Below are 11,426 nucleotides of genomic sequence, written 5' to 3'. Positions count from 1 at the left end.
CCTGCAGCATGCTCACCAAGTCTTGCTCCCGGCCGAACAAAGCGGCTTTCCGGTTTCGTCGTCCGGTTACCCGTCTTCGGTATAGAAGAGCAAGGTGAAGGCGGACAGCGCGGTCAATATGGGCGGAAGCCAGGCTGCGAGAAAGGCGGGAATCGCCTCGGCCGCCCCAAGCGCCGCCGTGAACTGATTGATGAAGAAGAAGGCGAAACCGAGGATCACCGCCGCAACGCTCATGCGGGCCAGGTCGCCCAGACGCATGAGCCGCAGGGAGAAGGCCGCAGCCAGCATGGACATGGCGGCGAACATCAGCGGCGTGGCCAGCAACTGCTGGAATTTCAGTCGGTGCGCCGTGGCTGAAAATCCTGCCGCCTCGATGCGATCAATCTGGGGAGGCAACGACCAGAATGGCGTCGAATCCGGATCCGCGAACTGGTTGAATGCGTCGTCGTCGGCGATGCTGGAAGGCAGATCCAGCGAGGCGTAGGGACGGGCCTGCTGTCCTACCGAGGCGCCCCGGGCGTTCGTGAGCCGCCAGCTCCCAGCCGAAAGCGTAGCCGTCGATGCGTCGATCCGCTCCGAAAAGCTGCGCGCTCCATCCTCACCCACAGTGTAGATGAAGAAGGAGACGTCGTTCAGCGCCCCCGTGGCGAGATTGCGACTGTCGGCCCGGATGACGATCTGGCGGCTATCGTCGCCCTCGCGCAGCCAGACAGCCGAGGACTCCGCCGTCGCGCCGCCCCCCCTGATCCTGGCGCGTTCATACTCGTATCTCCCGTCCAGCGAAGCCGCGACGGGGTTGAGCACAGTCACGGTGAGGATCCCTGTCAGCAAGGCGGCGGCCCCGGCAGGGAACACGAAGCGCCATGCAGAGACGCCCGCCGCCCGCATGGCCACCAGCTCGCTGCGCCGATTGAGGCCAACGAACGCCGCAAGCGACCCGAACAGGAAAACAAAGGGCAGCAACTGAAGAATCACCGCGGGCGATTTCATCAGCGTGAGGCCGAAAATCCGCGCTGCGCCGAGGTCGGCATGCCGCCCCACCGAACGGGAGACCTCGACGAAATCGATGAGCACGACGAGGCCGGCGATCACCGCCAGGGCCACCCCCAATGACTTCAACGTCTGAAGGAGCACATAGCGCTCGATGCGAGACAGATGGTATCCGGCGATCATGACGCTGCTCTCACGCGGCGCGGGCGGGGCAGGGCGCTGATCGCCTTTTTGACTTTGGCTACAGGACTGGATTGACGGAACGCAAGGCGCAAGGCGAAGGCCATGGCGCCGAGAGGGATCAGATACTGGAGCGGCGCCAGCCATATATTCCAGGCGCTGGCGGCCACAACGCCATAGCCAGCCACCCGGACCACGAGGAAGGCCGCGGCGGCGGCGGCCACGCGACCGCCATAGCCCGTGCGGCGGAACTGCCCGCCCATCACGGCCGACAGGGCGAGGGCCATCGCGGTCAGCGCGTAGAGGGGAGAGGCGATCCGCGCGTGGGCCTCAGCCAGCAGCTCTTCCCGGCTTCCGGTACGCTCGAGCATATCGGCGCTGGGGCGGACCAGTTCGGCGAGCCACAGATCGGATTCCCTGAAGGCGAGAATTTCCTCTGTCCCGGTGAAGGGGGTCAGGTCGAAGGCGTATTCATCGAACGACAGGAAGTTCAGCACGCCGCGATCCGAGAACTGCTGCATCGAACCCGGTCCCATCAGCAGGGCCGGGGCGCCATCAATGCGGGTAAAACGGGCGGTGGTGGCGTCCCAGGTGGTGACGCTGTCTCCATCCTGGATATGAACGAACAGATTCCGGATGAGGCCGTTCTGTTCGATTTGTTGCACGTACACAGTCAAGCCGCCGCCCGCACGGACAAACTGACCTTCCTGCACCAGCAGGGACGCCAGGTCGGTGCGTATGGCGAACGCCGTTTCACGCGCTTCCCGTTGGGCGGCCGGCTGAACGTATAGCGTCACAAAAAGACTGAGCAGGGTGACGAGGGTCGCCAGGCGCATCGCCGGAGCGATCACCCGCCATCGGGTCAACCCGCCGGCGAAGCACGCGGTCAACTCCTGCTCTCTCTGGAGGCGGGTCAGGGCCATCAGCCCCCCGACCAGAACGCCGATGGGCAGGATCACCGCCAGGAGCTGGGGTGTGGCTAGGGCGGTCAGCTTGAGCATGATCCACGCGCTCTGGCCGCGTTCCACGATCACTTCCAGCTGGTTGAGGCTCTGACTCAGCACGCCGATTCCACACAGGGCCCCGCACGCCGCCGCAACGGGCAGGGCGATCTGGCGGAAGAGGTAGCGGCTGATAAGGTTCATTTGCGGCGTCAGCGCCGGTTGCGGCCCGGCGGTTTGGGGGGCATGTAATACAGCATCCTTGCGTGCCGGGAAGCTCAGCCGGTGTGCGTTCGTACATGCCAAGACCGGGACTGGAACCCGGCCAGGAGTTATTTCCATGAAAGTAGAGTTCGTCGCCGAGACTGGCGCGGCCGAGATCATCGCGATCCTCGTGCACGAGGATCGCGCCTTTTCGGGCGAAACGGCCGGGTACGACACGGCGTCGTCCGGCGCCCTGACCCGCGCCATGAAGGCCAGCCGTTTCACGGGCGGCGCTCTGAGCCATCTGGCCGTCGCGGCGCCTGCGGGCGTGGACGCCGGTCAGGTGCTGCTGGTGGGGGCGGGCGACAAGGCCAGGCTGGACGATCAGGCCCTTGAGAAGGCCGGGGCCCAGGCCTATTCCGCTGTGAAAATGTCAGGCGCCGAATCCCTGACGCTGGACCTGAAGCATCTGTCCGCAGAACAGGCCGCGCGAGTCGCTTTCGGGGCCGTGCTGGGGGCCTATCGCTTCGACAAGTACCGCACGACCCTGAAGCCCGAGAAGATTCCGTCGATCAAGACTTTGCGCGTGGTCGCCGCCGATCCCAAGGCGGCCGAGGCCGCTTTCCAGCCCCTGTCCGCGGTGGCCGACGGCGTCATGTTCGCCCGCGACCTGGTCTGCGAACCGGCGAACGTCCTTTATCCCGCCGAGTTCTCCCGTCGGGTCAAGGAACTGGAGAAGCTGGGTCTCGAGGTGGAAATCCTGGGCGAAGCCGAGCTCGAAAAGATCGGCATGCGCACCCTGCTGGCCGTCGGCCAGGGCAGTGAACGCGAAAGCCAGGTGGCCATCATGAAGTGGAATGGCGGCAAGCCGGGCGATCAGCCCCTGGCCTTTGTGGGCAAGGGGGTCTGTTTTGACACCGGCGGCATCTCCCTCAAGCCTGCCGACGGCATGGAGGAGATGAAGTGGGATATGGGCGGCGCCGCCGCCGTGGCCGGCCTGATGCAGGCGCTCGCCGGGCGCAAGGCCAGGGTCAACGTCATCGGCGTCATCGGCCTGGTAGAAAACATGCCCGACGGCAAGGCCCAGCGTCCCGGCGACGTGGTCAAATCCCTGTCGGGCCAGACGGTGGAAGTGATCAATACCGACGCCGAGGGTCGCCTCGTGCTTGGAGACTGCCTCTGGTACGTCCAGGAGCAGTTCAAGCCGAAGTTCATGATCGACCTGGCCACCTTGACCGGCGCCATGATCGTCGCTCTGGGTCATGAGTACGCGGGCGTATTCTCCAACGACGACGAGGTCGCCAACGCCATTCTCGCCGCCGGCCCCAAGGTGGACGAGCCGGTTTGGCGCATGCCGCTGCCGGATCGTTATGACCGCCACGTGGACAGCCAGATCGCAGACATGCGCAATGTGGGCAACGGGCGCGCGGGCGGCTCGATCACGGCGGCGCTGTACCTGCAGCGGCATGTGAACAAGACTCCCTGGGCGCACATCGACATCGCGCCCACGGCATGGGCGAAGGATTCGCGGAATCCCATGGTGCCGGACGGCGGCGTCGGCTTCGGCGTGCGTCTGCTGGACCGCATGGTCGCGGATTCGTACGAATCCTGACGTGAGCGAGGCGGGGTCCGGCGAAATCTGGTTCTATCACCTGGAGCGCTCGACGCTCGATCAGGTGCTGCCGGAACTGCTGGACCGGACCCTGCAACGGGGATGGCGAGCGCTGCTGCGCATCGGCGATTCCGGGTTGATGGAGCAACTGGACGAACGGCTGTGGGCATGGCGTGAAGACGCCTTCCTCGCCCACGGTCGCGCGGACCAGCCCCATGCGGACCGGCAGCCCATCCTGTTGAGCTCGGGCACGGCAAATGAAAACGGCGCTCAGGCGCTGTTCATCGTCGACCGCTCACACATGGATGCATCCGAACCGTTCGAGCGGTGTTTCATCATCTTCGACGGCCGGGACGAGGAATCGCTCCAGCATGCGCGGGGGCGTTGGAAGACCTTGAAAGAGGCCGGGGCGAACCTGGCCTACTGGAAGCAGACGGAGCAGGGAAAATGGGAAAAGGCGGCCTGATATGGATGGGCGTGGTGACGCTCGTTGCGGCGTCCTGTTCGTCCGCCCCGCCGCCGGCCGCTCCAATACAGACGCCGGCCGCCTCGGCGCCCGCCAGCGAGGTGATTGACTACGCCGCGGCGACCCAGCCTGTGGGCACGCGCATGCCGCAGATGGACGGGGATCTGTGCCGGGCGGCGGAGTTGCAGAACATTGTCGGGCAACCCCGCACCGAAATTCCCGTTCCTGTGGATGTGATCAACCGTCGGGTGACCTGCACCACCTGTCCGATCACCGAGGATTATTCGCCCTACCGTCTCAACATCTTCTTCGATCAGGATACAGGGATCGTGGAAGAAGTTCGTTGCGGATGACCTGAAAGGCTCATCATGAAAACCGCCATCGCCGCCAGCCTTACCGTTGTCGGAGCTACAGTTCTCGCCGCCTGTACGGCGTTGCCGCCCCATGAAGGCGGTCCCGGCGTGCCGCCCATGGCGGAGAACCAGTGCCAGGCCAGCGCATACCAGAACCTGGTCGGACAAAACCGCAGTCAGGTTCCCCCGGCGCCGACGGGGGCGACGTGGCGCGTGACCTGCACCAGTTGCCCCGTCACCATGGACTACCGGCCGGACAGGCTGAACATTCTTTATGACGAGCAGTCGGGCGTGGTGAGGGAAGTGAAATGCGGATGATACGCGCTCTGGTTCTTGGGGGCGCCCTGATCAGCGCCGCCGCCTGCGCGCCAGCGAATTTGCCTGAAGAAAACGCCGGCGGCGGAGTCTGGCGTTGCGACGCCGAAGCCGCCCGGTCCCTCATCGGGTCGCACATGGGGGCCGTCACCTTCCCCCGTGAAGCCAATGTTCGCATGGCCTGCACAACGTGCGCGGTTACGCAGGACTATCAGGAAAACCGCCTGAACCTGTTCTTTGATGAGGATACGGGCATCATCGAACGGGTGAGTTGCGGCTGATCAGACCGCTTCGGCCAGGGCCTCCTCGGCCTTGAGCCATTCCGCCTCTGCGGCGTCAAGATCGGCCTGGCCCTTGGCGCGGGCACGGGTAAGGCCCTCAAGCCGAGCAGGGTCATTAACGGCTGCGTTGGCCAGATCATCGTCCAGGCGCGCCAATTGGTCGGTGAGGATGGTCATGCGCTCTTCAGCCTTCTTCACTGCGTGACGCAAGGTTGAGGGCGAGGGGCCTGACTTTTTGTCGTTCTTCTTGCCTTTCTTGCTGGAGGCTGGTGCTCCGGCCGCGGCCTCCTCCTTGATCTGGGTCGGCTTGACGGCGGACTGTCTAGCTCGGTCCAGAACGAATTTGGCGTAGTCGTCCATGTCGCCATCCCATGGTTTTACCGTGCCGTCAGCGGCCAGCCACAGGCGGTCGGCGACCATCTCCATCAGCGAGCGGTCGTGGGTGATCAGGATGACGGCGCCGGAATATTCGTTCAGCGCGTCCAGCAGCGCCCGGCGGCTGTCGATGTCGAGGTGGTTGGTCGGTTCGTCGAGGATCAGGATGTGCGGTGCGTCCATGGCCACCTGGTTGAGCAGCAGACGGGCGCGTTCCCCGCCCGACAGGCTGGCTACCGTGGTTTCCTGCTTTTCATAGCCCAGCCCCCATTGCGCCAGTTTCGAGCGGCGGCTGCTCTCGGGGGCGTCGGGCATGGCGCGGCGGATAATCTCCAGCGGCGTGTCGGTCGGGTCCATGGCCTCGATCTGATGCTGATGGAACCAGCCGACCCGCATCTTGCGGTCCCGGTGCAACTCGCCCTCGGAGATGTTGAGGGCGCCGGCGATCATCTTGGCGAAGGTCGATTTGCCGGCGCCGTTGACGCCCAGCAGGCCGATGCGGTCGTCCAGATCCATGCGCAGATTGAGATTGCGCAGGATCGGCTTGCCGGTCTCATAGCCCACATTGGCCCTTTCGAGACGGATCAGCGGCGGCGCCAGCGGGCGCGGGGGCGAGGGCAGGATGAAGGGAGCGACCCGTTCCTCGATGGTCGTGGCGACGGGCTGCATCTTGGCCAGACGCTTCATGCGCGACTGGGCCTGGGCGGCCTTGGAGGCCTTGGCCTTGAAGCGGTCGACGAAGGCCTGGAGGTGGGCGCGTTCGGCGTCTTGCTTGGCCTTGGCGGACATCTGCAGCCGGGCCTTTTCAGCGCGGGCTTGTTCGAACTGGTCGTAGTTGCCGGTGTAGAGCGTCAGGGTGTGGTTCGCGAGGTGCAGGATGTGGGTGCAGACCTCGTTCAGCATCTCGCGGTCGTGGGAGATGATCAGGGCGGTGTGCGGATATTTCTTCAGCCGCGCCTCGAGCCACAAGGCGCCTTCCAGGTCCAGATAGTTGGTGGGCTCGTCGAGCAGCAGCATGTCCGGCTCGGCGAACAGGGCCGCGGCGAGGGCGACGCGCATGCGCCAGCCGCCGGAGAACTCCGACATCGGGCGCTGCTGGTTCTCCTGGTCGAAGCCGAGGCCGGCCAGGATTTCGGCGGCGCGGGCGGGGGCGGCGTCGGCGTCGATCTCGATCAGCCGGGTCCAGATCTCGCCCATCTCCTCGGGCTCGGCAGTTTCGAGCCGACCGAGCAGGTCATGGCGTTCCTCGTCGGCCTCGAGGATGGTCTCCAGCACGCTGACGGGGGTGGCGGGGTGTTCCTGGTCGACCGAGCCGATGCGAGCGGTCTTGGGCAGGCTGATCTCGTCGCCGCCGGCGGCCAGTTCCCCGAGGATCAGCTTGAACAGGGTCGACTTGCCGATGCCGTTGCGGCCCACCAGTCCGACCTTGGAGCCGGGCGGCAGCGAGACAGAGGCGTCGACCAGGAATTTCCGGCCCCAGGCGTTGAAGGTCAGGTCGGTGATCTGGAGCATGGCAGGCGAACAATCAGTCAGGAGGGAGGTGGAGCGGGCAAACGGCGACGCCCTGAAGCAGCGAAGCGCGATGCGCCTGGCGACAGGGCGAAAAAAGGAAAAGCGCTCCCAGTTGGAAACGGGCGGCGGCGCGTCTATAAGCCCGCGACCCTCAAACCACCAAACCCAAGAAGTCACTCCCATGACCGAACGCACCTTCTCGATCATCAAGCCGGACGCCACCCGCCGCAATCTGACCGGCAAGGTCAACGCCGTGATCGAGGACGCGGGCCTGCGCATCGTCGCCCAGCGCCGCATCCAGATGACCGAAGACCAGGCCAAAAAATTCTACGAAGTCCACGCCGAGCGCCCGTTCTATGGCGAACTGGTGGAATTCATGATGTCGGCGCCGGTGGTGGTGCAGGTTCTGGAAGGCGAGAACGCCGTGGCCCGCTACCGCGAAGTCATGGGCGCCACCAACCCCAAGGACGCTGCTCCCGGCACCATCCGCGCCCTGTACGCCGAGAGCGTCGGTGAGAACTCGGTGCACGGTTCCGACAGCCAGGAGAACGCGAAGCTCGAGATCGCCCAGTTCTTCACGGATGCCGACATCGTCGGCTGATCGGCGGTTTTCGCGGAACCGGCCCGGCGGGGGATCGTTTTCCAGGCATCGTTCAAGGAGAACAAAGCCATGAAGACGATCATCAAATTCATCCCCGTCGCCGGCGCCGTCGCGCTTCTGGCCGCTTGCGGCACGACGATGGAGCAGCGCGCGGCCACCGGCGCCATCGCGGGCGCTGCGGCCGGTCAGGTTATCGGCGGCGACACCACCTCCACCGTTGCCGGGGCCGTCATCGGCGGCGCGGCCGGAGCGGCGACCCGCCCCGACTGATTATCGGCAACACCTTCAGAAGGGAAACGGCGCAGGTCTCAGACCGGCGCCGTTTTTCTTTGCCGGATGAAGGCGGCGAGGGTCTCGGGATAAAGCCGGTGTTCCGCGATGCGGACTCTCGCCGCCAGAGCTTCCGGCGTGTCTGCGGCTTCCACCGGAACGCGCGCCTGCCCGAGCACAGGGCCTTCGTCCACACCCTCCGTCACCAGATGAACGGTGCAGCCGGCCTCCGCTTCCCCCGACGCGATGGCCCGGGCATGGGTGTCCAGGCCGGGATATTTCGGCAGCAGGCTGGGGTGGATATTCAGCATCCGTCCCTCCCACGCCCTCACCAGATGGCCGGTAAGGATGCGCATATATCCCGCCAGAACCACCGCCTCGACCCCGCGCTCGCGCAGGGCGGCGTCGATGGCCGTCTCGTGCTCATGGCGCGCCTTGCCGAACGGGCGATGGTCGATGGCCAGCGCCTCAATCCCGGCGGCGCGTGCCAGCGCTAGCCCGGGCGCCTCCGGGTTGTTGGAGATGACCACGGCGATCTCGGCTGGATAGTCTCCCGCCTTCGCCGCCTCGATAATGGCGGCCATGTTGGAGCCCGCGCCCGAGATCAGTATGCCGACCCTGGTCCTGCCCTGCTTTGTGGCCGCCCGATGATCGTGTTCGCCGCCGGACATGCGCCGGTCAGGCCGCGTCCAGCTGGCCGCAAATGAAGGCGGCCTCGCCCGCGTTCAGCAGCGAGGCCAGAACGGGCTCGGCGTTTTCCGGACTGACGATCAGGATAAAGCCCACCCCGCAGTTGAAGGTGCGGCGCATTTCGTGGTCGCTGATCCCGCCCGTTTCGGCCAGCCATTGGAAGACATGGGGCAGGGGCCACGCATCCCAGTCGAACGAAGCCTTCAGGCCCTCGGCGATGCAGCGGGGCGGGTTTTCGACCAAGCCGCCGCCGGTGATGTGGGCGCCGCCCTTGATCAGACCGGCCTTCATCAGCGGGACGATGGATCTCACATAGATGCGCGTGGGCGCCATCAGCGCCTCGGCCAGGGTGTGCCCGGGCGAGAAGGGGGCCTCGTCGTTCCACCCCAGACCCGATTTCTCCACCACCTTGCGCACCAGCGAATAGCCGTTGGAGTGCGGCCCCGACGAGGCCAGGCCGATGATCACGTCGCCGGTGTTCTGCAGATCCAGACGCGGCAAGACCTGCCCCCGCTCCACGGCGCCCATGGAGAAGCCCGCCAGATCATAGTCGCCATCGCCGTACATGCCCGGCATCTCGGCCGTCTCGCCGCCGACAAGAGCGCATCCCGCCTGACGACACCCCTCGGCTATGCCCGCCACCACCTGGGTCGCGGCCTCCACATCCAGCTTGCCGGTGGCGAAATAGTCCAGGAACAGCAAGGGCTCCGCGCCCTGGGCCAGCAGGTCGTTGACGCACATGGCCACCAGATCGACGCCGACGCCGCCGTGCAGGCCGGTCTCGATGGCGATCTTCAGCTTGGTGCCCACGCCGTCTGTGGTGGAGACGATCAGCGGATCGACGAATCCGGCGGCCTTCAGGTCGAACAGGGCGCCGAATCCGCCGAGCGAGGGCTCCGCGCCCGGCCGCGCCGTGGACCTGGCAAGTGGCTTGATCGCCTGAACCAGCCGCTCGCCCGCGTCGATGTCCACCCCCGCTTGCGCATAGGTCAGGCCGTTGGGGCGGGTGTCGTTCGATGCGCTCATGTCACGCGGGCCTTCGAATTCGTGTCGGATGTGGATCGTGCTCTTGCCACGACCGGCTTGCGCCGGGCTATAGCATCCTCATGACGCCGATCACCACAAATGAGGCGCTGGCCGAGTTCTGCGACCAGCTGTCCGGTTCCGAGTTCATCACGGTCGACACCGAGTTCATGCGGGAGACGACCTACTGGCCCAAACTCTGTCTGATCCAGGCGGCCACGCCGACGATTGCAGGCATCATCGATCCGATGGCGAACGGCCTGGACCTTTGCCCGTTCCTGGATCTGCTGCGGGACACGAGGATCATCAAGGTCTTTCATGCCGCCCGTCAGGACGTTGAAATCTTCAACAAGCTGGGGGCCATGCCCACGCCGTTGTTTGACACCCAGGTGGCGGGCATGGCGGCGGGCTTCGGGGATCAGGTGGCCTATGATTCGCTGGTCCGGCAGATGCTCAAGAAGGACGTGGACAAGGGCAGCCGCTTCACCGACTGGGCCCGTCGTCCCCTTTCTGAATCCCAACTGACCTACGCCCTGGGCGATGTGACCCATCTGGCTGCGCTTTATCCACGTCTGCGTGACCGGCTGGCGCGCGAAGGACGGCTGGAGTGGGTGTCTCAGGAAATGGAGGCCCTTACCGACCCGGTGCTTTACGACACCAATCCTGATAACGCCTGGAAGAGACTGAAACCAAAGAAGTTTTCGGCAAAGTATCTTGCCGCATTTCAGGCCACCGCCGCCTGGCGTGAGCGCGCGGCGCAGGATCGGGACCAGCCGCGCGGCCGGATCCTCAAGGACGACGCCATCGACGAAATCGCCACCCAGGCTCCGACCGATGCGGACGCCTTCAGCCGCCTGCGCGCCCCGCCCAAGGGCTTCGGCGGCTCGCGCCTCGGTCAGGAATTGATCGACGTCCTGCGCGCCGTCCTGAAGAATCCGGAAGAGCACGCACCTGACATCCAGAAGCCCGCCGGTCGCGAACCGGCCCCGGCGTCGGTCGTCGAGTTGCTCAAGGTTTTGCTCAAGGCCAAGTCGGAACAGGCCAATGTGGCCACCAAGCTGTTGGCCAATGTTTCCGATCTGGAAAAGATTGCGCTCAGCGACGACGCCGATGTGGATGCCCTGAAAGGCTGGCGGCGTCAGCTGTTCGGCGAGGATGCGCTGAAACTCAAGCGCGGCGAGATCGCCCTGGTCCTGAACGGGGCCAAGGTCGAGGTGGTCGAGATCGAGGGCTGACGGCCGCTACTCGGTCGTCGGCTCCCACAACTCGATCGGATTCCCCTCGGGATCGTGAATGCGGGCGAATCGACCCACCTCGGGCGAGTCCCATTCCGTCTTGGTCAGCACCTCGATGCCGGCCGCTTTCAGCGAGTCGATCAGGCCGTCCAGATCGTCGACCCGAAAGTTGATCATCCACTGGCGGTCGGCCGGGAAATAGTCGCTCTCGGCCTTGAACGGCGCGAAAACTGTGGGCCCGGCCTGTTGCGGCCAGATCCAGGGGTTGGCCTCTGTCGGCCCCACGCCCAGATGGTTCACATACCACTCGGCCAGCGCCTTCGGATCCTTCGACCGGAAGAACAGCCCGCCTATGCCTGTCACTGCCATGATCTTTCC

The 11,426-nt window shown here is 65.3% G+C and carries 14 protein-coding genes; 8 read left to right on the top strand and 6 right to left on the bottom strand.

Features of this window, described 5'->3' with window-relative positions; translation table 11 throughout:
* Positions 1 to 66: 66 nt before the first annotated feature.
* On the bottom strand, positions 67 to 1,173 hold the full coding sequence (lptG, locus tag ACK4FB_RS05265) for an LPS export ABC transporter permease LptG (protein ID WP_409748704.1): 1,107 nt from the start codon (positions 1,171 to 1,173) through the stop codon (positions 67 to 69).
* Entirely contained in the window at positions 1,170 to 2,495 is a 1,326-nt protein-coding gene (locus ACK4FB_RS05260) for an LptF/LptG family permease (RefSeq protein ID WP_409748701.1), read from the bottom strand. The genes lptG and ACK4FB_RS05260 overlap by 4 nt, the downstream gene beginning before the upstream one ends.
* Here ACK4FB_RS05260 and ACK4FB_RS05255 point away from each other — a divergent pair.
* The 5 genes from ACK4FB_RS05255 to ACK4FB_RS05235 are packed head-to-tail and all read left to right on the top strand — an operon-like array spanning position 2,452 to position 5,342.
* Positions 2,452 to 3,927, top strand: a complete 1,476-nt coding sequence (locus ACK4FB_RS05255) for a leucyl aminopeptidase (RefSeq protein ID WP_409748698.1) — start codon at positions 2,452 to 2,454, stop codon at positions 3,925 to 3,927. The genes ACK4FB_RS05260 and ACK4FB_RS05255 overlap by 44 nt on opposite strands.
* Before the next feature lies 1 nt (position 3,928).
* A complete protein-coding gene (locus ACK4FB_RS05250) occupies positions 3,929 to 4,393 on the top strand; it encodes a DNA polymerase III subunit chi (protein WP_409748695.1) in 465 nt (154 codons plus the stop codon).
* A complete protein-coding gene (locus tag ACK4FB_RS05245) occupies positions 4,375 to 4,746 on the top strand; it encodes a hypothetical protein (RefSeq protein ID WP_409748692.1) in 372 nt (123 codons plus the stop codon). Before ACK4FB_RS05250 ends, ACK4FB_RS05245 begins: the two co-directional genes overlap by 19 nt.
* Before the next feature lie 15 nt (positions 4,747 to 4,761).
* A complete protein-coding gene (locus tag ACK4FB_RS05240; protein WP_409748689.1) occupies positions 4,762 to 5,064 on the top strand; it encodes an I78 family peptidase inhibitor in 303 nt (100 codons plus the stop codon).
* Positions 5,061 to 5,342, top strand: coding sequence for a hypothetical protein (locus ACK4FB_RS05235; RefSeq protein ID WP_409748686.1), 282 nt, complete (start codon positions 5,061 to 5,063; stop codon positions 5,340 to 5,342). The genes ACK4FB_RS05240 and ACK4FB_RS05235 overlap by 4 nt, the downstream gene beginning before the upstream one ends.
* Here ACK4FB_RS05235 and ACK4FB_RS05230 read toward each other — a convergent pair whose 3' ends face one another.
* Positions 5,343 to 7,229 carry an ABC-F family ATP-binding cassette domain-containing protein gene (locus ACK4FB_RS05230; protein ID WP_409748683.1) on the bottom strand — a complete coding sequence of 629 codons (1,887 nt, stop codon included), beginning with the start codon at positions 7,227 to 7,229 and terminating at the stop codon, positions 5,343 to 5,345. It lies immediately after the preceding gene.
* Between the two features lie 181 nt (positions 7,230 to 7,410).
* On the opposite strand from ACK4FB_RS05230, the gene ndk reads away from it, so the two are divergent.
* On the top strand, positions 7,411 to 7,830 hold the full coding sequence (gene ndk, locus ACK4FB_RS05225; RefSeq protein WP_409748680.1) for a nucleoside-diphosphate kinase: 420 nt from the start codon (positions 7,411 to 7,413) through the stop codon (positions 7,828 to 7,830).
* A gap of 69 nt (positions 7,831 to 7,899) precedes the next feature.
* Entirely contained in the window at positions 7,900 to 8,100 is a 201-nt protein-coding gene (locus ACK4FB_RS05220) for a glycine zipper 2TM domain-containing protein (protein WP_409748677.1), read from the top strand.
* Positions 8,101 to 8,138: 38 nt separating this feature from the next.
* Here ACK4FB_RS05220 and purN read toward each other — a convergent pair whose 3' ends face one another.
* Both purN and purM read right to left on the bottom strand, forming a co-directional pair.
* Complete coding sequence (purN, locus tag ACK4FB_RS05215) at positions 8,139 to 8,771, bottom strand: phosphoribosylglycinamide formyltransferase (protein WP_409748675.1); 633 nt, start codon at positions 8,769 to 8,771, stop codon at positions 8,139 to 8,141.
* 7 nt (positions 8,772 to 8,778) lie between these two features.
* Positions 8,779 to 9,816 (bottom strand): phosphoribosylformylglycinamidine cyclo-ligase, encoded by a 1,038-nt coding sequence (purM, locus tag ACK4FB_RS05210; RefSeq protein WP_409748674.1) that lies wholly within the window; start codon positions 9,814 to 9,816, stop codon positions 8,779 to 8,781.
* An 80-nt stretch (positions 9,817 to 9,896) separates the two neighbouring features.
* On the opposite strand from purM, the gene rnd reads away from it, so the two are divergent.
* Positions 9,897 to 11,048 carry a ribonuclease D gene (gene rnd / locus ACK4FB_RS05205; RefSeq protein ID WP_409748671.1) on the top strand — a complete coding sequence of 384 codons (1,152 nt, stop codon included), beginning with the start codon at positions 9,897 to 9,899 and terminating at the stop codon, positions 11,046 to 11,048.
* Between the two features lie 6 nt (positions 11,049 to 11,054).
* On the opposite strand, the gene ACK4FB_RS05200 is transcribed toward rnd, so the two are convergent.
* Positions 11,055 to 11,417, bottom strand: a complete 363-nt coding sequence (locus ACK4FB_RS05200) for a VOC family protein (RefSeq protein ID WP_409748669.1) — start codon at positions 11,415 to 11,417, stop codon at positions 11,055 to 11,057.
* Positions 11,418 to 11,426: the final 9 nt, after the last annotated feature.

Origin of the sequence: Brevundimonas sp. (assembly GCF_046299535.1) — a bacterium.
In the GTDB taxonomy this organism is placed as follows: domain Bacteria; phylum Pseudomonadota; class Alphaproteobacteria; order Caulobacterales; family Caulobacteraceae; genus Brevundimonas.
The sequence above is the reverse complement of the archived record's forward strand: the minus strand, read 5'-3'. Positions and strand labels throughout refer to the sequence as shown.